This is a genomic window from Anabaena cylindrica UHCC 0172, assembly GCF_034931625.1.
GTDB lineage: Bacteria > Cyanobacteriota > Cyanobacteriia > Cyanobacteriales > Nostocaceae > Anabaena > Anabaena cylindrica_A.
Genome location: NZ_JAYGGY010000089.1, coordinates 37,929 through 61,855 on the forward strand (window position 1 = coordinate 37,929; position 23,927 = coordinate 61,855).

At 38.8% G+C, this 23,927-nt stretch carries 15 protein-coding genes and 4 tRNA genes; 10 read left to right on the plus strand and 9 right to left on the minus strand.

The features are described from left to right. Nucleotides 1-14: 14 nt before the first annotated feature. Nucleotides 15-1,250 (minus strand): FecR family protein, encoded by a 1,236-nt coding sequence (locus tag VB713_RS19320; RefSeq protein WP_323313133.1) that lies wholly within the window; start codon nt 1,248-1,250, stop codon nt 15-17. 302 nt (nt 1,251-1,552) lie between these two features. On the opposite strand from VB713_RS19320, the gene VB713_RS19325 reads away from it, so the two are divergent. After that, the gene (locus VB713_RS19325) at nt 1,553-2,761 is read left to right on the plus strand and encodes a hypothetical protein (protein ID WP_323313134.1); all 1,209 of its coding nucleotides are present in this window, start codon (nt 1,553-1,555) and stop codon (nt 2,759-2,761) included. Nucleotides 2,762-2,856: 95 nt separating this feature from the next. On the opposite strand, the gene VB713_RS19330 is transcribed toward VB713_RS19325, so the two are convergent. After that, entirely contained in the window at nt 2,857-3,675 is an 819-nt protein-coding gene (locus VB713_RS19330; protein ID WP_323313135.1) for a sulfurtransferase, read from the minus strand. A 32-nt stretch (nt 3,676-3,707) separates the two neighbouring features. Here VB713_RS19330 and VB713_RS19335 point away from each other — a divergent pair, with 32 nt between their 5' ends. From VB713_RS19335 to VB713_RS19345, 3 genes are all read left to right on the plus strand, one after another. Continuing rightward, nucleotides 3,708-4,631 carry a tRNA (5-methylaminomethyl-2-thiouridine)(34)-methyltransferase MnmD gene (locus VB713_RS19335; protein ID WP_323313136.1) on the plus strand — a complete coding sequence of 308 codons (924 nt, stop codon included), beginning with the start codon at nt 3,708-3,710 and terminating at the stop codon, nt 4,629-4,631. A 278-nt stretch (nt 4,632-4,909) separates the two neighbouring features. Further along, on the plus strand, nt 4,910-6,265 hold the full coding sequence (glmU, locus tag VB713_RS19340) for a bifunctional UDP-N-acetylglucosamine diphosphorylase/glucosamine-1-phosphate N-acetyltransferase GlmU (protein WP_323313137.1): 1,356 nt from the start codon (nt 4,910-4,912) through the stop codon (nt 6,263-6,265). 492 nt (nt 6,266-6,757) lie between these two features. Further along, complete coding sequence (locus VB713_RS19345) at nt 6,758-7,729, plus strand: orange carotenoid protein N-terminal domain-containing protein (protein ID WP_323313138.1); 972 nt, start codon at nt 6,758-6,760, stop codon at nt 7,727-7,729. 95 nt (nt 7,730-7,824) lie between these two features. Here the strand turns inward: VB713_RS19345 and VB713_RS19350 are convergent, their stop codons facing one another. The 3 genes from VB713_RS19350 to VB713_RS19360 all read right to left on the minus strand — a co-directional run bounded on the left by VB713_RS19350 (nt 7,825) and on the right by VB713_RS19360 (nt 12,154). Beyond that, nucleotides 7,825-8,778, minus strand: coding sequence for an isoaspartyl peptidase/L-asparaginase (locus tag VB713_RS19350; protein ID WP_323313139.1), 954 nt, complete (start codon nt 8,776-8,778; stop codon nt 7,825-7,827). Between the two features lie 77 nt (nt 8,779-8,855). Continuing rightward, entirely contained in the window at nt 8,856-9,017 is a 162-nt protein-coding gene (locus VB713_RS19355) for a DUF2256 domain-containing protein (RefSeq protein WP_323313140.1), read from the minus strand. Between the two features lie 227 nt (nt 9,018-9,244). Next, nucleotides 9,245-12,154 (minus strand): GAF domain-containing protein, encoded by a 2,910-nt coding sequence (locus VB713_RS19360; RefSeq protein ID WP_323313141.1) that lies wholly within the window; start codon nt 12,152-12,154, stop codon nt 9,245-9,247. A 119-nt stretch (nt 12,155-12,273) separates the two neighbouring features. Here VB713_RS19360 and VB713_RS19365 point away from each other — a divergent pair, with 119 nt between their 5' ends. Then, complete coding sequence (locus VB713_RS19365) at nt 12,274-13,407, plus strand: quinone-dependent dihydroorotate dehydrogenase (RefSeq protein WP_323313142.1); 1,134 nt, start codon at nt 12,274-12,276, stop codon at nt 13,405-13,407. Nucleotides 13,408-13,552: 145 nt separating this feature from the next. On the opposite strand, the gene VB713_RS19370 is transcribed toward VB713_RS19365, so the two are convergent. Continuing rightward, nucleotides 13,553-14,275: a hypothetical protein gene (locus tag VB713_RS19370; RefSeq protein ID WP_323313143.1), complete on the minus strand. Its 723-nt coding sequence runs from the start codon at nt 14,273-14,275 to the stop codon at nt 13,553-13,555. Between the two features lie 470 nt (nt 14,276-14,745). Between VB713_RS19370 and VB713_RS19375 the strand changes: the two genes are divergently transcribed. From VB713_RS19375 to VB713_RS19395, 5 genes are all read left to right on the plus strand, one after another. Beyond that, nucleotides 14,746-14,883, plus strand: a tRNA-OTHER gene (locus VB713_RS19375). A 36-nt stretch (nt 14,884-14,919) separates the two neighbouring features. Then, nucleotides 14,920-15,047 (plus strand) — tRNA-OTHER (locus VB713_RS19380). A gap of 29 nt (nt 15,048-15,076) precedes the next feature. Further along, nucleotides 15,077-15,218 (plus strand) — tRNA-OTHER (locus VB713_RS19385). A 29-nt stretch (nt 15,219-15,247) separates the two neighbouring features. Continuing rightward, a tRNA-OTHER gene (locus VB713_RS19390) sits at nt 15,248-15,372 on the plus strand. A gap of 51 nt (nt 15,373-15,423) precedes the next feature. Continuing rightward, entirely contained in the window at nt 15,424-17,025 is a 1,602-nt protein-coding gene (locus VB713_RS19395; protein WP_323313144.1) for a TROVE domain-containing protein, read from the plus strand. Between the two features lie 231 nt (nt 17,026-17,256). Here VB713_RS19395 and VB713_RS19400 read toward each other — a convergent pair whose 3' ends face one another. The 3 genes from VB713_RS19400 to VB713_RS19410 form a co-directional block, all read right to left on the minus strand. After that, nucleotides 17,257-17,994, minus strand: coding sequence for a Uma2 family endonuclease (locus VB713_RS19400; RefSeq protein WP_323313145.1), 738 nt, complete (start codon nt 17,992-17,994; stop codon nt 17,257-17,259). 337 nt (nt 17,995-18,331) lie between these two features. Continuing rightward, on the minus strand, nt 18,332-21,331 hold the full coding sequence (locus tag VB713_RS19405; protein WP_323313146.1) for a type ISP restriction/modification enzyme: 3,000 nt from the start codon (nt 21,329-21,331) through the stop codon (nt 18,332-18,334). 224 nt (nt 21,332-21,555) lie between these two features. Further along, entirely contained in the window at nt 21,556-23,883 is a 2,328-nt protein-coding gene (locus VB713_RS19410; RefSeq protein WP_323313147.1) for a CHASE2 domain-containing protein, read from the minus strand. Nucleotides 23,884-23,927: the final 44 nt, after the last annotated feature.

Consider the following 23,927-nt stretch of genomic DNA (forward strand, 5'->3'; position numbering starts at 1 on the left):
CTAATATTACATTACTAATTATTGCCATTGCCCTGACCATTGCCTTGACCTTGACCATTGCCATTGCCTTGACCATTGCCCTGACCATTGCCCTGACCATTACCCTGACCTTCACCATTGCCATTGCCCTGACCTTCACCATTGCCATTGCCCTGACCATTGCCTTGACCATTGCCATTGCCATTGCCTTGACCATTGCCTTGACCATTGCCCTGACCATTACCTTGACCATTGCCTTGACCATTGCCTTGACCATTGCCTTGACCATTGCCTTGACCATTGCCCTGACCATTGCCCTGACCATTCTCCTTGAGAACCTCTCCTGTTTGGATAAAAGTATCTTTGAAACCACCAGGATTGTTTCTAATAGAGTCTCTTTCTACATTGCTTCTCGAAGGACGGTTATTTCGTTGATCACGCCCAACACCATTATTGTTATTTAACCGTTGATCACGCCCAACACCATTATTACCAGATGAATTACGAGCATTAAAATTTTTATGTAAAAAAGATGGATTATCAATTAATCCCTGACCTGTAATTGGTTTTTGTGCCGCTAAAGCTGCCGTAGTTTCAGCTTGAACACTAGCTAATGCGGGATCTGGTATAGGTGTAGAATTTTGCCTATTCAAATCGAATCCGCGCACTAAATCACTCTTTTCATAAAAATCTCTGAGGTCAAAATCGTATAATCCTTGAAATTCACCTTGGAATACAACCATTAATTGTCCTGCTTGCAGAACAATATTTTGCGAAGCTTCCTTGTTCGCAACTTCAATACCGCTATTTGTTAACGCACCAATAATCGTCGTATCGGATTCCTTGTTATAGCGAACAAATAATGCTGAACCGCGAATTGCTGCTGCTGCATTTGGTGTCTTAATACGTGTTTGTCCTCTTCCAGGTGGAATGAGTAGTAAGACAGTGCCGTTAGTTAGTGTAAAGTCTCGTGTTTGGGGTAAAAATTGAAATACCGCTTGTTCCCCAACCCTAGCTACAGAACCATCATTAAAGCGTAAATCAGCTAGAGACGCTCGACCCGTAGATATACCATCACCAGGAGTTATGGTATCTAATTTCCGTGCAGGACGGGTCGGAGAATTATTTTTAGGGATCAGCTGCACCAAATTACGGAGTTGCTGAATCTCTGCTTGTGTCAGAGGAGTGATAGCTTTAGCTAGATGTGCAAAAGGTAAGACTGTAACTACCCATAACCCCAGCACCAACTGCGGTAAAAATTTAGTAAACATAATTGGGAATCTTTCCAGACTTAACTAGTAATAACTTGGTTAATTTTTATATAATATGTCTAAACATCTGATAATATTTATAGCAAGATTACTTAAGATAAACCCAGTTAGCTAAATTTACTTAAAAATTAGTTAAATTTAAGTCAAGTACCAAAAAAACAGCATGGCTATATACAAAATTGAAGCCACCAAAAAATTAAGAATCTGACGATTTATATCCTGCACCAAGAGCTTGTTAAGTAGATAATTTGGATCAACCGAATATCTAAATATTTGCTAAATACGATTAATACCATATTAAGATGCAACCCAAATTAGAAAAAAATTTGTTTTTGGCAATTTTGTTAGCTTCTAGTGCTGGACAATGGTGTTACATGGGTATAAATAGAGCTTTATCTGCCCAAACAGAGACAAGATTTCAGCAAACAAGTGAGTTACCAATTATTTACTTAGATAAACATTCATATATAGAATCACTAACGGCTGAAATCAAGCAAGCGCAAAGGGAAGAATCAGAGAATACTCAACAGTCACTTAACTCAGTCCAACCAAACAATCAAACTGATAATGTTCCTCAATTATCTCCTGAATTAGCAACGCAACTGTTAGATCCACCTCTAATAGATGATATGGGGAATACACAGACACTTTCCCAGTCTCTAGAAGAGCAACAACCGTCTTCTGGGGAAGCAAATGAAGAACAGGAATTAATATTAAGGGTGAGGCCAAGACCTCTAGAAGAAATACCACCTCCACAGCCAGATAAACCCGCAGATCAATTTCAACCCATAGGTTATTTAAGAGGTAATGTTGGATATTTCCAGACAAGTAATATTTTTTCTACTAATGAAGATCAAATAAAGGATGGTTTAATTTTTTCCGGACTGACACTAGCTTCAGCGTATTTTCCCATAGGAGCTAATACTTATTTAAACGGCTCAATTAGTGGCAGTTTAATTCGTTATCTAGATCAATCACAATTCAACTATCATCAGGTAAGATTCAATCTGGGTCTTTATCAAGAAATATCGCGGGAAATGTATGCGGAATTTAATTTGAGTAATCAACAGTTATTCTATTCTAATAATAGTGATTTCTTCACATCTGGAGATAGGTTTTTAAATGAAAACTCTGTACAGCTATCTTTGGGAAGACGGGAGACACTCACAGATAAGTTGACATTAGATGGCCTTTATGAATTGAGTGTAAACTTTTCTGATCCAGACAGGCGAAGTCGTTTAGTAAATTCTTTATGGCTTTCTTTAAGCTATTACTTGAAAAAACCTTTACAAGTTGGTCTGAACTACCAATATAGCTTATCAAACTTTACTCAGCGAGAGAGAGAAGACCAATTTCATCGTTTATTTGGACATTTAAATTATCGCGTATCTGACGCAAGTAGTTTGAATTTGCAAGGTGGTGTTAACTTTGGTGGTTCTACAACCCCCAATATTGATTTTTCCAGTTGGTTTTTTAGTATCAATTACGGTTTTGAATTAGGAAGATTCTAAATAATTTGTAATTTGTAATTTGTAATAGTCCCTCCGATAGGCTAACTAAGTCAACGTAATTTTTGAGCTTAAAATTTATCACCAATGACTAATGACTAATGACTAATCCAATCACTCCAACTCCCCGCGTAGAGTTTACCTGTGGGAATTCCAGCTATTTCCAAAGAAAGTAAATTCACACAAGCTGTTACACCAGAACCACAATAGACTAAAATTTCTTTAGCCGTTTCTAGCTGTTTCCACCTTTGACGCTGTTCTGACTGGGGAAGTAAACAGCCATTTGCGTCGGTGACTTCTTGCCAGGGATAGTTTACTGCACCGGGAATATGACCGGCAATTTTATCAATGGGTTCTCGTTCTCCGCGATAGCGATCGCTCTCTCTTGCATCTACCAAAACTACATCTGGACGATCTTTGCGATTTTTAAGATAAGTATAATCTACAACTTTGTATGCTTGTGGTTGCGGTACAAATTTACCTGTTTGAGATGCTGGAATCACATCTGAGACAGGATAGCCAGCTTTTTGCCAACCAGCGAAACCCCCATCTAAAACGGCTACTTGCTCATGTCCCAAATACCGTAATAACCACCATAAACGAGACGCAAACGCCAAGCGAGAATCATCATAGGCAACTACCAAAGTCTTTTGGTAATTAACCCCAATTTTTGCTAATTTATCAGCTAAATCACTGATATTAGGTAAAGGATGTCTTCCCCCATGTTCTCCCACCGGACTCGATAAATCTTGATTTAAATCTAAATAGTAAGATCCTGTTATATGGCTTGTTTGATATTGCTTTTGTCCCAGTTGCGAATCAGCGAGAGAAAAGCGACAATCGACAATTACAACTTGGGAATCGTTAAGATGTTCAAATAACCATTTAGGAGAGACAACAACTGTTTGAGGATTCATGAGTTATTAGTTAGTTTAGTATTATAAACAAAATGTCAGATAGAGATAATTTTACACCCCAACAAACACAAGATGGTTCTTTTACCTTCTTTTCGGAAGAGTTTGACGAGGCTTTTCATAGCCATTATGGAGCTAGACAAGAGACTTATTTGAAGTTTGTACTTCCTAGTCAAGTGAAGAAAGCAGCCGGAAATGGCATGGTCAGGATCTTAGATGTTTGTTATGGTCTAGGATACAACACAGCCGCCGCTTTACAAGTAATTTGGGAAGCAAATCCTATTTGTTATGTTGAAGTCATTGGTTTAGAACTAAATCCAGCAGTCCCAAAAGCAGCCATTAATCAGCGTATATTTTATGATTGGGACTACGAGTTTAGACAAATTTTAACCGAATTAGCTTTTGGGCATCAATCTTATACAGAACGCTTGAAAGCAAAGTTACTCATAGGTGATGCTAGAGAATCAATTCAGCTATTACATCAGTCAGGTTTCCAAGCTGATGCTATTTTTCTTGACCCCTTTTCACCACCGCAATGTCCACAGTTATGGACTGTGGAATTTATACAAAAACTCGCTTTGTGTTTAAATCAAAATGGCTTACTAGCGACTTATTCCTGTGCTGCGGCTGTACGCACGGCACTTTTAGCAGCTGGCTTGGTGATAGGTTCTACGATACCCATAGGAAGGCATACACCTGGTACTATAGCAGCATATCCCAGAGATGAGTCGGTGGATAGTTGGGGAGATGAGGAGGAAAAAATTATCCCAATTCCCCCTCTTTCGGAAGAGGAAAAAGAACATTTACAAACTCGTGCGGCTATTCCTTATCGTGATCCTCAATTGCGAGATTCTGCTGAAGTTATCATCATGCGACGACAACAAGAGCAAAAAGCTTCTGTTTTAGAAACTACTTCTCGGTGGAAAAAAAGGTGGGTATGGAAAGGAGGTAGGAGGTAGGAGGTAGGGGGCAGAAGGCAGGGGGCAGGGGGCAGAAGGCAGGGGGCAGGGGGCAGAAGGCAGAAGGCAGGGGGCAGGGGGCAGGGAGAATTAATCAATACTCAGAACTCAGAACTCAGCACTCAGCACTCAGCACTCAGAACTCAGCACTCAGAACTCAGCACTCAGAACTCAGAACTCAGCACTCAATACTCAGCACTCAGCACTCAGATATGATTTGAGTTTGAATTCGGAAGATACTAAAAACATTAATTCTTGTAATTTAGCGATAGTTAATTATGGTTGTTGTAGCAATTCTCGCAGCAGGAAAAGGAACAAGAATGAAATCAAATCTGCCTAAAGTTTTACATTCTTTGGGTGGAAAATCACTAGTCGAGCGTGTTATTGAAAGCGTCGAACCTCTTTCACCTGAACGCAAGCTAGTAATTGTTGGATATCAGTCCCAGGAAGTGAAAACTGCTGTGATTTCAATTTCTGAATTGGAGTTTGTGGAACAGACTGTACAATTAGGAACAGGTCACGCTATTCAGCAATTACTTCCCCATTTAGAAGGTTATACTGGCGATTTGTTGATTTTGAATGGTGATGTACCTTTGTTACGGACAGAGACTTTAAAAAATCTTTTACAAACTCACCAAGAAAACAAAAATTCCTGTACTATTCTGACTGCACAGTTATCAAATCCTCAAGGCTATGGCAGGGTTTTTTGTGATAGCGATGGTGTTGTACAACAAATGGTTGAAGATAAAGATTGCAGTCCTATCCAAAAAGAAAATAGCCGCGTTAATGCTGGAATTTATTGTTTTCGTTGGCCAGATTTAGCAAAGTTTCTACCTAAATTAGAAGCCAATAATGCCCAGAAAGAATATTATCTCACAGATGCTGTTACCCAAGTTGGTAAAGTGATGGCTGTAGATGTGAAAGATAATCAAGAAATTTTAGGGATTAATGATAGATTGCAGTTAGCCACAGCTAACGATATTCTGCAAAGACGTATTAAGGAAAAATGGTTGTTAGCAGGTGTGACGCTGATTGATCCTGCAAGTATTACCATTGATGAAACGGTGGAATTACAGCCAGATGTGATTATTGAACCTCAAACCCACCTGCGAGGTAAGACGGTGATTCAGTCCGGTAGTCGCATTGGCCCTGGGAGTTTAATTGAAAATAGCGATTTGGGTCAAAATGTGACTGTTCAGTATTCTGTAGTCACGGATAGCTTTGTCCAGGGGGGAACTAAGATTGGTCCTTATGCTCATTTGCGGGGTCATGCAGAAGTGGGTGCTAATTGCCGAATTGGTAATTTTGTGGAGTTGAAAAATACGCAATTGGGCGATCGCACTAATGTAGCTCATTTATCCTATTTAGGCGATACTACAGCCGGAACTCAAGTCAATATCGGTGCGGGGACAATTACTGCAAACTACGACGGTGTGAAGAAACATCGGACAAGAATAGGCGATCGCACCAAAACCGGTTCTAATAGTGTTTTAGTTGCACCTATTACTGTGGGCAATGATGTCTACATAGCCGCAGGTTCAACGGTGACTGAAGATGTTGCTAACGATTCTTTGGTAATTGCGCGGAGTCGCCAAGTCGTGAAACCAGGTTGGCGGAAAAAAACTGAAAGTTGAAGTTTCGTAGGGTGCGTTCCTAACGCACCTTTTTACCTCTACATCAGAACCAACGCTTTCATCAAACCTCCTGTTTCCTCTGCGTTGTCCTTTGCGCCCCTCTGCGTTCAAAAAAATTCACCACTGCTAACATAAAATTTTTATACAAATATCTAAATTCACATTTAGGTATTTTTGTCAACTCGTAATATCAGTAACTTTACAAAAATTCGTGGTATTGTTACAGTTCTTTACAGATAAAGATAAATCGCTAATCAAAGAACTGCATAAATTAAGTGCAGTTTAATTATGACCCGGCAAAGGTAAACCTAATACCTTAGGGTTAAACTAAATATTGATGTGCATAACAGTCCCTAGTGTAGCTGCTGCTTCTATGTAAATAAACTTAGTGCGCGTCAGCAGTTTTGATCAGAACGGTATCAGCTTAAAGATTCTGTGTGGGAATTTTGAAAGCTAGAAACAAATTAACAAACATTATTGGAGATTTTGATTATGACCTTGACTATCCAATCTGCTCAAAGTATCTTTTCTAACACTCAAGTTCCTAGCTTGATTCCAGCAACGATCGCCTTATTCGATCAACTCAATGTAGATGATCAACTGGCATATCTCTGGTATGCGTACACCGAAATGGGTAAAACAATTACCCCCGCAGCACCTGGAGCCGCACGTCTGCAACTAGCAGAAAGTTTGCTCACCCAGATTAAGCTGATGTCTCCTGAAGAGCAAACAAAAGTGATGCGCGATCTTGCTAGTCGTGCTGACACTCCTATCAGTCGTTCTTACGGATTCTTCAGTGTTAATACCAAACTGGCTTTCTGGTATGAGTTAGGAGAATTGATGAAAAAGGGTCTTGTCACTCCTATTCCAGTTGGTTATCAAATGTCTCCTGGTGTGAAAGTAGTCCTAGAAGCAACCCAGAAACTTGATCAAGGTCAACAAATCACAGTACTGCGTAATACCGTAGTCAATATGGGATTTGATACTTCTGAACTAGCTCCTAGTAGTTATCCAAAAGCAGATGCAGAACCTGCTTTCCAACGTACTGCTCCTGCTATTTCTTCAGTCAAGATTGAGGGTATTACAGAGCCAGCAGTATTGGGCTACATTGAAGCGATGAATTCAGATAACTTTGATGCTGCGATCGCTTTATTCACTCCTGATGGTGCGCTACAACCACCATTCCAAAAGCCAATTGTTGGTACTCAGGCGATCGCTAAATATATGCGTGAAGAAGCCCAAGGACTAAACATGATGCCACAACAAGGTATTTGTGAAGTTCGAGGAGATGGCTCTAAACAGCTAAAAATCACAGGTGTAGTGCAAACACCTTGGTTTGGTGTCACCGTGGGTATGAATATTGCGTGGCGCTTCCTCATCAATCCCGAAGGAAAAATCTTCTTTGTAGCGATCGATATGCTGGCATCTCCCCAAGAGTTGTTACAACTGACTCGCGTTCAATAACATATACATAGGATTAAAACCCTTGTAGAGACGTTCCACCGGAACGTCTCTCTCATGTCTAAACGTCTCTCCCATGTCTAATGGTTGTAGAAAAATCAACAATAACCAATCAATTGGCCATCATTCCATTCCAAAGTATCGCCAATTGTTTCGCCATTGTGGTAGGCAGCCAGTAATATTTCGCTGGTTTTACCATAGGATATCATTCCAGTCGCATCAAGAGCGATCGCACCCAAATCTCTATCATTCTTACTAGCTTCAGTAAATGAGCGCAACATCGCCTCTGGCAAAGACATACCATCACTAACCCGAATCACAATCTTGGCAGCTAAACACTCATCAATAATGTCTTCGCCAATTCCAGTACAGCTAACCCCAGCATATTTAGTCGCATAATTCCCCGCAGGCATAGCAGAATCACTGACTCTGCCAATGCGTTCAAAGCCCTTACCACCTGTGGAAGTCCCAGCCGCTAACCTACCATAACTATCTAAAGCCACTACACCAATCGTACCCCTTCCCGCATTACTACTTTCCGCTATTTCCGGTTCTGCAACCACCCCAGCCATAGTCCTTTTAAAATTATCTTGACGTTCTTCCATCCATTCTTTCAGCCGCAAATCAGTTAACGCGTTGTAACTGGGAACTTGTAGCTCTCGCGCCAACTCCGCTGAACCATAATCAGACAATACCCGATCTGGTGAATTTTGCAGAAATAGTGCCATTTCAATGGGGTTTTTCACCCGTGAGACATTAATCACACCACTAAAATGCCCTGATGTACCATCCATCAACGAAGCACTCATGCGGATTTGACCATCAGATTGTAATACCGAACCTGTACCAGCATTAAATCGAGGATTATCCTCTAACATTTGGCAACCACGGACTACAGCTTCTGAAGCATTTGCACCCTGAACCAATAGAGAGTAGACTTCGGCGATGATTGTGGAGAGTGAGTTGCGTACAGCCTCCAATCCTCCCTTACCTTGGAGAGAACTACCAGCCCCACCATGAATAATTAATTTAGGTTGTACTTGTAATATCATTTATTTGCATTTGAATAGCTTTAATAATTAACAATTAACAGTTATCAGTTATCAATTGTCAATTATCTTCCCACCATTTACCTATCTCCTTTAGCCTCAGAACGGCGACGACGACAACGTTCCGAGCAATATTTAACTTCATCCCAACAATCTTCCCATTTTTTGCGCCAAGTAAAGGGACGTTGACAGACTGCACAGATTTTTTCCGGTAAATCAGATTTAGAACGAACACGTCCCATTTAAAAATCCCTCGACTACTGGCGTATTAAATAGAACGACTTGAAAAAGGCACAAATCGAAAATAAAGGATTACAAATAACAATATCTGACCGTAGATTAAATAAACCTCAATTATACGTAACCACAACCGTTACAACCAATAACTCAAGTGATGTCAACATTAATGAATTCACTACCAAAAACAAAGCTTGGTAATTCCTCATCGATCAAAATTTATCCCATCCTTCTAAGAGTGAGAGATGGGGCTTGTCTGGTTTTCCGCTAAAGTATATCCTTCAGAATGCTGAGAAGCCACAGGTAAGACTAAACGACTGGCTACTCGATTATCTGGTAATTGATATATATGCAATTCTCCTCCCAATTGCTGCATCAGGTTTTGACAAATTAGCAGATGTAAACCTGGTGGTTGGTTGAGGTTTGAGGAAACGAGTAGATCCTGGGATTTATTGTGATGTAATTCTGCTAATAAATGTGGATCAATGATGCCATTATCTGTAATAGATACTTCTAGTAAGCGCTCATCTAATCGACGACACCAGATATCAATTCTGTCACCAATCGGAGAACGTTTACAGGCAGCAACTAATAATTCGTAGATAACTAATTCAATCTTGACAATATCGCCAGATGTAGCCAATGGAGGTGGATTACTAGCAGTAATCAGCTCTCCAGATAATAATGAACCGCTTTTGGGTGATTCCCCATCTTCAATTGGTTTTCCCAAACCATGCAAACCGATCCATAACTGTTGCTGTTTAACTAAACTGTCTACTCTTTCAACAGATCGCTTTAATAAACTAGAAATTGACATCGTTTCCCAACTCAGGTGCAACTGCCATTGCTCTTGTTTAATGATTCCTGTCATGGAGTTAGCAATGTAATTTAATTGCCGCAGCAGGAGCTTGTAACGCATTTGAGTCAGTTCATTACTCGGAATACCCAAATCACGAATTTGAGCCAGTACTATGGCTGACATTCGATGGATTTCTTCTAGACGACGATGTTTGTACCAGTTAAGTTCTTGTAATTCATCAGTTTTGGACTTGAGCTTTTGGGTGATTTGCTGTTGATTATGCCACCAAGCTAATTGAGTAATGAGGGTAGCAGTTGCATTCAGGTTGAGTTCTGACCAAGGTTGTTCTCCATAATCTGCCAGCAACACTATACCTCTAGGTTGAGTATCATCTGTGGTACGCAATGCCATTACTAAGACTCGACCCTGATCAGGAATAGTTAACCATTGTCTGGTTTCTGGTGGTAAATCATCAGCTTTAAAAATCAAGTAACTATTATGTGCTAAGGCCAATTCGATGAGAACATCTCTCTTAATTAAAATAGGTACATCTGCAACAATCCCAAATATATGATTGCTAATTATGCCTTGAATAATTTCTGCCCGATTTTGGCCAGGAGTCCAGGCTAGGATTAGAGCTAGACGACATTCCAAAACACTTGCTATATATTTTAGGGCTGTTGATTGGGTAGTTTCACTTTCTGTTTGGATGAGTATGTTTGGGTATTGTTTGAATATTTTGGCAATTTTTTGTTGTTCTTGACTGATGACATTTAATTTGCGATTACGGACGATGACACCAAGAGACTGACTAACCACCCATGACAATTCTTTTTCTAAAATTGTCCAAGCACGATGGCTGTCATTGGTCAGCATTAGCAGTATTTCTGGTTGATGTCCTTGAATGCAGTTGCAAATTAAGAGCGATCGCACTCCGCTTTCTAACAACTGGGGATGCCAGCTATATAAACGCAAATCTTGGTCTAAGGTTTCAATTTCTATCGCTTGCTTGGTATTTTGCAAAAGCTGAGAATCCATTTCCGCCAGAGGGGTGGGAATAAATTTCCACAATCGGCGACTACTCAGCACATTTTGGTAAATAATTTGATAAATATTTTGCTGAGGATTGTACTCTAAAAGTAAAAAGCGCGTAGCTCCTAGTCGCTCTAAAAGTTCCGTGGCATACCGTTGTAAAATTTGTTCTAAGTCTTGTTCTTGATGGACTGCTTGGGAAAATTTGACAGACAGTTGGTAGTTTTGTTGAACTTGTTTGACTGTGCTGTCGATGCTGTCATTGGGAGCCGCTAAGGAGAGTAGGCCAGATGCACCTTGAATGAATGTTTTATCTGCTTGAGTCCAAATTCGTGGTTCAGTACTTTCTACTGCCAGAAAGCCTAGTAAGTCTTTTTGCCAGATAATAGGAGATGCTAAAAGCGATCGCACTCCCAGGCGTTTTAACAACTTATCTTGAACATGGCTTTTCAGGGAACTATTTGACTCACCAAGCCAAACAAGTTGGTTAACCGCTAAAGAATAATAAACATCCCCCAATTCTTGTACTTTTATACCTGCTGATGCGGGCTGCTCGCTCCAATCCCTACCCATACTTACTAGCTGACTACTCATTCGACACCAAAAGTAGTGTCCTTCTCGTTCAAACCAGTAGATATTTGTCCGCGAAGGAGCAACAAATTCATGGGTTTCATTAACTACAGCTTCTAGCCTTTTATTCAGGTTACTGGTGGAGCGTACATTTTCCAGGAGTTTTAATAATGATTCAGTCGGAGAATTATTCGGGTTATTTTGCCAATTTCCTTCTTTTTGATGGTGATCAAGTACTACTCCTAATTCACCTATCACTATCATTAGTTTGGCTCTTGCTTCTCCGCCCAGTAAATAACCCCAACGTTGTGAAGCTAGTAATACCACACCCAAACAATTATCTTTATAGCGAATTGGTAAAATTATTGTTCCTTGAATATTATATTTAGCCGCAATTTCTTGCCATTCTGGAGCGCGGACTTCTCCCTGTAAATTAGCTACGCCCACAGGACACAGTTCAGTCACTACTTGCGCTAATAAGTTGCCAGGATTTACTAAAATCGATCTTGTTAAAATATTTGTCTCTCCATCTGGGGTTGTACCCCCTTGACCATGTAATTTTTTACTCACCTGATCGTAAAGGGCAAGCCAAATAAATTGGTAGTCAAACTGTTCTCTGAGATAAGCAATAGTCATTGTGATCAGAACATCAACATGATCTTCATCTCTGAGATTTTGGAGAATTCTCCCCACAGATAGAATTTGTGGTTCGGCGGGTATAGGCTTTTTTGAATGCCCCATCTGATTATCCGTGGACATAGGTTGTAGTAATATGTTGAGGATGCCCTGAAAATAATTCGGATTAATCCTGGATTTGGTATCTGATAATAATAGTAATAATTGGTAGATGTTACCCTAGTTTGGATATTTATAAAGCAGTAATTAGTCCTTTTTTATTCACTCTGGTGAAAACCGATCCAGAGTGGTTACACCAAAACACAATTCATAGTTTTATTTGGCTGTCACAAGCAAGCAATTATACGCTTGGTAACTGGTTAATTTCTCGTGTAGAACAGTCTTTATGCTTATATGATACACGTCTAGAACAAAATTTGTTTGGGCTAAAATTCCCTAACCCTGTAGGGTTGGCTGCTGGATTTGATAAAGATGGAGTTGCTGCTAGTATCTGGCCTAGTTTTGGTTTTGGCTTTGCCGAACTGGGTACTGTTACTTATCATGGACAACCAGGTAATCCTCGTCCCCGATTGTTTCGTTTACCTTTAGATAAAGCTGCACTTAACCGCATGGGCTTTAATAACTCTGGTGCGGAGGCAATGGGGACACGATTGATTATACTTAAGCAAGAAGAATCTTGGCAAATACCCATAGGGATAAATTTGGGTAAATCTAAAATAACACCTTTAGAAGTAGCAGCACAGGATTATTTGGAGAGCTTTCGCTTACTTCAAGATTTGGGGGATTATTTTGTTGTTAATGTTTCTTCTCCCAATACACCAGGATTGCGATCGCTCCAAGATGCCTCCATGCTCAGTCAGATATTGGATGTATTACAAACAGAAAACAAATCACAAAAGCCAATTTTTGTGAAGATAGCACCAGATTTAGAATGGGAAGCGATCGCTGACATTATTACTCTGGCTAAAACCTACAAACTAGCAGGAATCATTGCCACCAACACCACCATCAGCCGTGAAGGACTGAAAACCCAGTTAATAAAACAAACTGGAAAATCCCCCCAAGAAGAAGCCGGGGGAATTAGTGGCAAGCCATTGTGCGATCGCTCCACAGCCGTAATTCGCTTTATTTACCAGCAAACCCAAGGCGAAATCCCCATCATTGGCGTAGGTGGCATTTTCACCTCAGAAGATGCTTGGGAAAAAATCACAGCCGGAGCCAGCCTTATCCAAGTTTATACAGGCTGGATTTATGAAGGGCCAATGATGGTACGCCGCATTCTGTCCGGTTTATTAGCCAAACTAGAAGAAAACGGCTTAACCTCCATCAGTGAAGCTGTAGGGATTGGTAATAGGTAATGGGTAATGGGTAATGGGTAATGGGTAATTGGTAATTGGTAAACATCTTCTCCCTTACACCCTGCCCCCTGCCCTCTGCCCTCTGCCCTCTGCCCTCTGCCCTCTGCCCTCTGCCCTCTGCCCCCTGCCCCCTGCCCCCTGCCTCTTATTCTTCCACAGGAAAAAACTCCTTAGACTTACGAGAATAAGACCAAGCAATCCCATCTGGATCACGGCTACGACTCCATTCTGGGAAATCTGGGTCATTGCGACGTTTGTAAACAGTACTGGAATATACACTTAGACGTTTTGCTAGTTCAGATTGGATGAGAGAGCCAAAAACTAACTGTTCTTCCAAAGGTTTTTTAACTTCCTCATGGTTGACTTGAGGTAATGATTCCGATTCTGGTTCTTCCTGCTGGGGAATAGTTTCTGGTGGTGCTAAGAGCGATCGCGCCTCTTTAGTCACAGGTTGAGCAGGACGTTTTTCCTCAGCCTCACTACTATCAAGTATATTTCCCAGAATACTTGCATTTATAAAGTAGTAAGATTGGTTCTCATTTTCAGAATCTAGTACACTAGAACCAAATTCCTTAGCCTTTCCATCTAAGTAGCGTTTTGCTTCATTTCCAGAAAAATTACCTCGAATCGCCAAATCAATCGATGTAATTTTGCCCTGGTTTTCCCGAATTAACTGATAAAAAAGTGGGTTAACTTGTTCACACCACTTTTCCCATTTATATTGCTGCCAAAGGTTTAAGGCCATCAGCAGCAGCAAAACAATCAACAAAATTCTCCAAGTAGAAACCAGGAAAATAATCAAAAACGAGATTGGCAAAAGTAGAACGAGAAAGGTTTTCCCGTTGTTTTCTATTGTTTTTTCACTCATGCTGATTCACGCCAAGTGAATTGTTGCGAAATAATATATCATCTTGGCAAAAATTGTGACATTTTTTTGTATCGTTTGGCAAACTTATGGCAAAATATTCGGCAAAAGTTAACATTTGCAGGTGTTATAGACTTCACATTCGGCAAAATATCTACCCTTAGTCTGAGAATCATCAAGATTTCACTGCGGCTACTTTGTCGCAAAATCAGTATTTTTTCGATCAAAGCGAGTTTTTGCGTAAATCTTTAAAAATTAACCAACCACTTGACAGTCAGAAATTTACATACTACATTAATACTACAAGCGACATTCCCAAGGAAGTTGAGCTTTTAACTGTAGCGGATAGCTCAAATGCTAGAGCGTCCACCTTGCCTTTTTAGGCTGACTTACTGAGGATTATCGTTAATTCACCGGTCGCGGGTATGCCTTCGGCACTCTACGCGAACAAATCCTAGATTTTGAATTTTTCTGTAGTGGGTGGCGAAATTGGTAAACGCACCAGAGTAAATCCTTAATTTATCAACTTGCCTAAACAGGCCGAAAAGTTGAGGGTTATCGGGTTCTGGCGATGAAAATCTTGCAGGTTCAACTCCTGTCCCGCTACACCAAACCTCTATTCAATCTAAAATCTAAAATTCATCATGTGGTGGGTAGCCAAGAGGTTCAAGGCGCTTAACATCCTTATTCATACCTTGCCTGCAAAGGCCGACGAATTGAGGGTTATCGTTTTCAGAACGAGCATTCGCGGGTTCAAATCCCGCTCCACCACCCAATTAATTTTGATTTTTGACTTATTTACGTGCGGGAATAGCTCAGTTTGGATAGAGCAGTGAACGGGGTAAAACCCATATTCCTTGGTTGACAAACTTGCCTGAAAAGGCCGATTAACTGAGGGTTATCGTTAATTCATCGGTCGCAGGTTCAAATCCTGTTTCCCGCGCCAAACTTCAATTTAATCCAAAATTCATCATGTGGCAGGTAGTTCAAATGGTAGAACGCCTAGAACATCCTTATTCACAACTTGCCTGCAAAGGCCGACGAACGAGGGTTATCGCCTTTTAAGCGGGAAGTTGCGGGTTCAAATCCTGCCCTGCCACCTTCCACTTTGTGGAATCTTAAAATTGCCTGAAAAGGCCGGGAGAAGAAGCATGAATTACAACTTCTTTACTAAAAACAAAAATACTACACCCCAAAATCAGCCTATTCCTGGACGGGAAGCAGAGATGATCAAAGGGCGTAGTGGCGGCTATATGTTCGATGCTGGTATTTGGAAAATGCTGCGTCGGTGTTTATTGATAGGCACAGCAAAAAGCACGTACTACGCTGGTAAACAAGAATTAACAGAAGATTTTGCTAATGTTGTCACCCAAGCCGTTGCCGAAAATCCTGGACGAGTAGCCGAAGACATTCTCTATGCAAGTGATGGACGGGCGATTAATAACAGTGCGCCTATTCTCGCTTTAGTATTGCTATCAATGGGGGAAACACCAGAAGCTAAAAAAGCATTTGCTGAAATTTTCCCCCAAGTTGTTCGCACTGGTAGCCATTTTTATGAATGGTTGAACTACACCAAATCTCTGCGGGGTTTCGGTAAAGTTATCCGAGAAGCGGGTAAAAATTGGTTATCACGGGAAGATGTCAAAGGTTTGGCTTATCAACTTTTGAAATATCAACAACGTCAAGGTTTTACTCACCGTGATGCTTTGCGGTTATTTCACGTTAACCCACCCACAGAAAATCACCGTCGATTATTTGAGTGGGTTGTCAAAGGTTGGGAAGATTTACCAGCAGATATACCCTCGGATGCTTTAGCGCAGATTTGGTGGTATGAATGGCTAAAGCGCAATCCTAGCGAAACTCATACAGCTATTTCTCAAGGACGCTTAACCCATGAAATGGCTGCACCTGTGGGCAAAATGGACAAGCAAGCTTGGAATTTGCTCTTTCAAGAAATGCCGATTGGGGCAATGTTGCGGAATTTAGGTTCTTTAACTCAATTGGAGGTTTTACGGGCTGATGAAACCGCGAATTTGCAGCGTGTGGAAGCAGTTCTCAATAACCAAGAACATCTGCGAAAAGGTCGAATTCATCCTATTGATGTTTTAAAAGCCCTCAAAACCTATCAGTCTGGAGGTAGTTTAGGACGCAGTAAGAAGACTTGGAAACCAGTTTCCCGCATTGTGGACATTTTGGAAAAGGCGGTGGAACTATCTTTTGAAGTGGTAGAACCCACTGGGAAAGTATTCATGCACGCCGTAGACATTTCTGGTTCTATGGGTAGCTTAGTTGCAGATATGGGTTTAAGTTGCTGTGAAATTGCCACAACAATGGCTTTGGTGACAGCAAAAGCTGAAAAAAACTATGAAATTCGCGGTTTTTCAACTCAGTTTAAAGACTTAAATATTACTGCAAAAGATAGTTTTAGTTCTGCGGTTCGCAAAGCTAGTAACCAAAACTTTGGCGGAACTGATGCTTCTGTAGCTTATGACTGGATGATTAAGAATAAGTTTAAGGCTGATGTTGTCTGCTTTTGGACTGATTCAGAAAGCTGGGCGGGTAATAAACATCCTAGTCAAGCTTTGCAGGAATACCGCAAAAAGGTAAATCCTCATGTCAAAGCGGTTTATGTGACTTTGACACCTTACCGGATTTCTTTAGTAGATCCTCAAGATTCTTTATCTTGGGATTTGGGAGGATTTGATCCTGGTATTCCACGCATCATCCAGATGTTAGCTAATGATGAATTGTAAGTGTTGCTGTAAATTGTCTGATGAAGGATAAAATTATTTTTTATCCTTTATCTTTCCTGGCGGGTTTCCCTCGTTCACAACTTGTCTTGTAGGCCGATGAATGTAGGGTTATTGGTTGATATCTCGAAAGAGGTTAGCGGGTTCAAACCCCGCACCCGCCATTTTTTATTTGATATTGGGATGTTGGGTTTCCTTGCGTCAACCCAACCTACGTTTTCAGTTAGTTTTGGGTTAAATTGTATCGGGATCAATATTTAATTCCCGCAATTTTGCTGCTAACCGTTCTGCTCTTTGTGCTTCACGTTCTGCTTTTTCTGCTCTTTGTGCTTCACGTTCTGCTCTTTCTGCTTCACGTTCTGCACTTTCTTCTGGTGTAGGTACTAGTTCTCCTTGTGCTGTGAAATAGCGTAAAAAACCTTCATGAATTCCTAAATATAAACCCAGTTGTTCACTCCATAAATGTCCTTTTTCATTTACTTCTAGGGGTTGATATTTACCATCTAATAAATGAAAACCTGCAAATTCTAAAGTATAGGGATCAAACCAAAAATAGTCGGGTGTACGGAATTTATTTTGATAAAGTTCTTTTTTTAATCCTCTATCACTTTTCGCTGTTGTTGGTGAAAGAATTTCTACTATTACATGAGGATATTGTCCGTCTTCGTCCCAGACTACCCAACTTTTACGGGTTTTTCTGTCAGTTCCTAAAACTACAAAAAAATCAGGTCCTCGATAATCTTCTGATTTTTTCTGATTAGGACTATAATAAATACTCAGATTTCCCGCAGCATAAAAATCTGTTCTATCTTTCCATAACCATTCTAAACATTTGAACAGCAAGATAATTTGTCGTAAATGGAGTTCTGTTTCCACTGGTGGTTCATCACTATATAAGTCACTGGGAGGAAAAATGATCTCTTCATCTTCAGAGATACTTTTTTCTGCTGTTATTTCTTGAGTAATCATCATGATATGATACCAAGTAGTTATTTGTGTATTTTAGCATTAATTGTCTGATAGCGTAGCGTGGCGCAAGCCATATAAGGATTAACAGGATGTTTTTTATTGAAAGTCTTTTTGTCTGAATCAGGATGTCCAGGATTTAGGGATTAACAGGATATTGTCTTTATTAAAAATCTTTCTGTTTGAATCAGGATTTAGACGATTTAAGGATTAAAACAATGTTATATTGTGACTTTTATTAAAAATATTGAATCCTGTACATCCTATCATCCTGGTTATCCTGATTCAGACATTAATCTTTTATCCTGTACATCCTTTAATCCTGGTTATCCTGATTCTGACATTATTCCATTTCTTTAATTATTTTCATCGTGTCTACACTTACGGTACACACTCTCATTAATAAGTCTATTACCTGTTCTTTATAATCTGCAAAACGATAGGTATTGAATTTTTCTGCAATTGTGGGATCTTTTGGTTTCTTTTCTTTATATTGATCTAATATCCATTCTAAAGCACAACGATTACCTAGCATATATTCCCAAGCCATGTTAGGAATACCTTCTAATGTAGTGACATCATCTAAGATAATGCTATTTTTGGTTTTATCGGCTTTTAGTTTGGGTTTTGGTGTTTTTTGGTTGTCTTTTAAGGGAATATCAACACGGGTTAAGTTATAAGGTGTGACTGTTTCATAATTAATATGAATTTCCATGAGTTGCTTACCCCAGTTAACCCATTGTTGGAAGTTTTCATAATATGGTAAACGGGGAAATTCGCGTTTGAGGTTGAGTTCATATTTGCTGCGATATGCTGGGTTGTGTAAGACTGCGTAGGTATAATGAAAGATGTCTATTTTGGTAATTGTTGGATTTTGATAATGCGTTTGAATTTGTTTTAGTCCCCAGTCGGTTATATTATCAATGTGTTTTCCTTCTTTGTTGTAGCGGTAAAGGGGGAGACATTGAGAATCACCTGTTAAATGTAAATCAATTATTGTATTACTACCTAAACAATGAAAAGGTTTAGTATTTCCTAAAGCTGCAAAAGCTATATATTGATTTTCTGTGTCGGTTTCATTTAAAATATCAAACCATTGGTAAGTCATTCCGTTAAAATGCTCATCAAAATAAAAATATTGTTGATTATAAGGACGGTATAAACTTTTGATTATTTTCTCAGATTCAAAATTTTTATTAATTTTTCTATCTAAATATTTAGCTAATTCTCTATCCCATTTGATTTTATCCTTATCTTGATACTTTGAATCTTTCAATGTTTCTTGATAAACTGTTATTAAGAATCTTACCTTCTCTTTTAACGCAATTTCAGATAAATCATAAACCCATTCATCTCTCTGTGTTTTCAAACCTGAAGAAAATAACTTAAATACAGCTTCTTCTCCTTTACCTGCTTTCACATCTTTATCAACTAAAGGTAAAAGACTGTCAAAATCATTATCAGATTGATTTATCCAATTATGTTTTTCATCTGGTATAATATGTTCAAAAGGAATTTGATTAAATTTAGTTTGAGATAAGAACTTTAATTTCTCACTTGCTGTATCAAAATCTGGACGACGAATATGAAATATTTGACAACTATTAAAATCACTGTTCTGTTTTTTCACCATAAACATAATAGCGACACCAGTTTGAATCCCAAAAACATTATGAGTTGTTCCTGAAAGTTTGGGATTTTTCCTGACATCACCATGTAAATCTATGATATAGATATAATTAAAATCATCACTTACCGCTTTTCTAAAACCGTCGAAGGTTCTACCATCAATAAAAGATGAATTAGTGATAAACGCAATAATACCATTTTTACCTAGTCTATCAGAAGCCCATCTAATAAACCGAGTATACATATCATAAACAACAATATTATTTTGAGCTTTGCTATATTTAATATAAGATTCCTTAATTAATTTATCTATGGCTTTATAATAACGATTTGCATTATTATCATTAAAGTTTTCCTGTTTAGCATTATAAGGAGGATTACCAATAATCACAGAAATAGTTCTATCATTCTGTCTTTTGATTCTTGCGGTATTCTCCACACTCATAGCAAACAAATCCATTTGCTTACCCGCAAAAGAAGTATTATCCAAAGTATCCACAAAACAAATATTTTCAAACTCCTCATACACACCCATTTTCTGTTTATAGGTAAATTCAATATTCAAATTTGCAATGTAATAAGGCAAAATTGCTACCTCATTACAATGGATTTCATGTTTATATTTGTGCTGTAAACTATGGGTCGGTAAATAATCAATTAATTCAGTAATAAAAGTACCCGTACCCGTCGCAGGATCTAAAATTTCTACATCTTTATCTGCTAACAACTTCCCAAAATGTTTATGTGTGAGAAAATCCACACTTTCAATCATAAATCTAACAATTTCATTAGGAGTATAAACAATTCCTAATCTATCCGCAGCTTTAGGATTATATGCTTTATAAAAATTCTCGTATAATGCTTTGAGAAACTTCTGTTTTTCTTGATGATTAACAATATTAGCCGCAGTTCGTCTAATCACTGCATAATATCTTTCAATGCTTCCCAGAGTATTGCGTTTGACACTTCCAGTAAAAAAGGTAGAAATTATTCCTTGTAATTCTCTCGCTACATTATTTTCTTGATGAAATTGTGACTCACTAAAAATATTGATAAAAATATCTTCTGTCAAAATGTGCTGAATCATCATTTCCCGAATATCAAATAATGTGATTTCTGGGTTAATTGATTCTTTGCAAATTCCCCAAAACTTATCTCGCGCAGTTTGAAAAGATTTGTTATTTATTCCTTGACTATCAATCAAATCTCTGAGAGAATTTAAAATAGTAGGTAAATCTTGTTTAAAGATTTCTATCGCTTCCCGAAAATCTCTAACTTCAGGACGAACATAATTAATAAAACTGGTAATAATCCCATCTACCGCGTCAGCATCTCGCATTGATACCCGCTGGGTTTCCTGTCCAGATTGAATTAAAACTGCTGTTTGGGAATCTTCAAATAAAATATTACTATCTGGATAACCTTTGTTTAATTTCTTTTCTATTTCTTCGTCTAATTTATCATATTGATCTTTGCTTTCCCAGTAACCCCAATCTAATCGTAAAGCGTCTTTAATTGTCCCATCGGGATAAACAATTTTACCATTTGGTAATTTATAATCTAATTCGGGAATGAGTAAAAAATCTCTAGGTTTGCAATATTCATTGAGTAAGTTTTGAAAAGCGACCCGAATAGATGTTTCTTTGCGTGAACCACCATATTGAATAATTTTTTCAACTTCAGCTTGGTATTGCGTCACTAATAGTCTAGACATATATAAAATTCCTAGTAAGAGATTGTCAAATTGCAAAAATTGACAAATATCAAGAATACATTCAACGTGTATTAACAGAATACGCAGAAAGACGCATATCTAAAACTAAAAATGATGAATTAGAAATGCAAGCCATTTTTTATATAGTGCATGAACATTATTATATGCGTGAGTTTACAGATTTTGCTGTGGGGTAGTTTTATGTTTATCTAAAATACATTCCTTCATGATAATCCCGTCCAGGGTGTGGTAGGAGAGTCAGTATCAACTAAAGATAAATGATCTGTGGAATACTTTGTATGGCAGCCAATTTTGCTATCTTCACAAATTGGTAACTTATTTAGTTCATCTAACACTTCTAATGCAGATTGATATCGTTCTTTATAATCATCCAAAATCATTTTATTAATAATTTCTGTTAAAGGCTGACTCACTATAGCTTTGTCAATCCATTTGACTTCTCCATCCATATCTCTTGCTAATTCATGGGGAGAAATACCAGTTAAAGCTTTAATTCCGATCATACCAATGGCGTAAATGTCACTATTATATTTAGGACGACCAAAACATTGTTCGCTAGGTGCATAACCCTTAGTTCCAATACCGATTGTGAATGCGGTTGAATTAAGATTTTCGGTTATTTGAGTGCTGACTTCTTTGACTGCACCGAAGTCAATGAGTACGAGTTTCCAATCTGAGTGACGGCGGATAATATTGTTAGGTTTGATGTCTCTGTGAATTACACCATTCTCATGGACAAATCTTAATATTTGTAATAGATCCTTTAAAAGCATAATTACTAAACTTTCCGTGATACATTTGCCTGAAAATAATTCCTGATTTAAAGGATGTCCAAGTATGTATTCTTGTACTAAATAAAATTCTTTGTCTTCTTCAAAATATGCTAAAAGCTGAGGAATTTGATTGTGTGTTCCTAGTCTTTCTAGGGTTTTAGCTTCTGCACTAAATAAACGCCTAGCTAGTGCTAAACTTTCTGCTTTAGTTGTGGCTGGTTTTAGCTGCTTGACTACACATTGGGGGTTTCCAGGACGCTGTATATCTTCAGCTACATAAGTTTCACTAAATCCACCTGCACCTAAAACTTTAATAATTTTGTAGCGTGCGGCGAGTATTTTACCATTCAATGCTAAATCCCTTTGCTGAATTAGGTCTTGTAGGTCGTCTTGTTGGCTAATAATTTCTTGAATAATGGGAGAAGATTTGTATTTCTGAAAAATAAGTAATAATTTTTGTTTGTTGATTTTTTCTCTAGCTACTTCTGTAACTAAATAAGAAAGTCCTGTCAGAGCGATCGCTATCATGGGTACTATAGTTGGGAACATCAGTTGACCATAGATAAAGCTGCTGTAACTGATTACTCCCCAAATACTAGCCAAAACTAAACTTAACAAAAATCTACTAATACCCTTTTTTTTGATGGTGACGATCACAGTCGCACCCCCTACGAGTAACAGCACAAATAGACCACGTAATATGGGACTTGTAATTGCTGTACCAATAGTTTTATTTTCCATCAAGGTAGCGATCGCATGAGCATGAATTTCTACCCCAGCCATACTATTATTTGCTGAAACAGCTACTCGATGATAATCACTGCTTAGTTGCGATGTTGCACCAATTAGCACGATCTTATTTTGGAAAACCCTTCCCTGTTGTAAATAATTGTTCCAATTTTCTGAATCAAATACATACCAAAACGGAACTATCTTAAATCTATCCCCATTTCCCCAAAAATAAATGCGATCGCCCTTAGGTTGAGGATAATTCTCTTGTGCTGCTCCTAACACAGCTTCCTCAAAAGAGGGTATTTTAGTTGTCATCACATTGTCTTGAGCTAAAAACTTGGAAAATTCACTAGCCAAGCGGTGAACCTTACCATCCACCTCCAAGGGAAAATTTACCGAACCAATGGAGACAGAACCTATGCGAAACATTTCTTGCGGTAGGGTCAATTGCTGGAATGAGCCTTGATGTGTCGTAAAATTCTCATAGACTGCCGCTAAAGTAACTTTACTGCCATATTGTTGCAAAACTGCCTGTAATTGCCGATCATCAGCCTCACCATAACTACTTGGCCTATCAAAAACTATATCTAAAGCTACCGCACGCGCACCGGCTTTTATCAACTTGCTAATCACTTGAGCATAGGCTGCACGTTGGAAAGGAAAAGATTTTAGTGGTTCTAAGTAGGCATACTGTTGAGGATCAGTCCTATAATACTGTTCAGGAATTGATATCGACTGATCATCAACTGCCAAAATCACAATATCTTGTGGTGCCATCATTGGCCCACGTATTTGAAAAAAGGTAGTTAAAGCTTGAGTTTCTATCAATTTCACCCAATCTCCACCAGAAGCACTCAGCACTGCTGCCAGCATTGCCGAAGCACCAGTGAGCAGATGACCAAAACGCACCATTAGTTTAGACTGGTGTAACGAGGCAGTTAAATTTCCTTTTGTGAATTTACTTAACTGGCTCTGGACCGCAGATAGTGATTTTTTAATTAAGGTCGATCTAGGTTCTTCTGTCATATCGTGTTACTCATTAATTTAAGTACAACACTGTTATTAATACA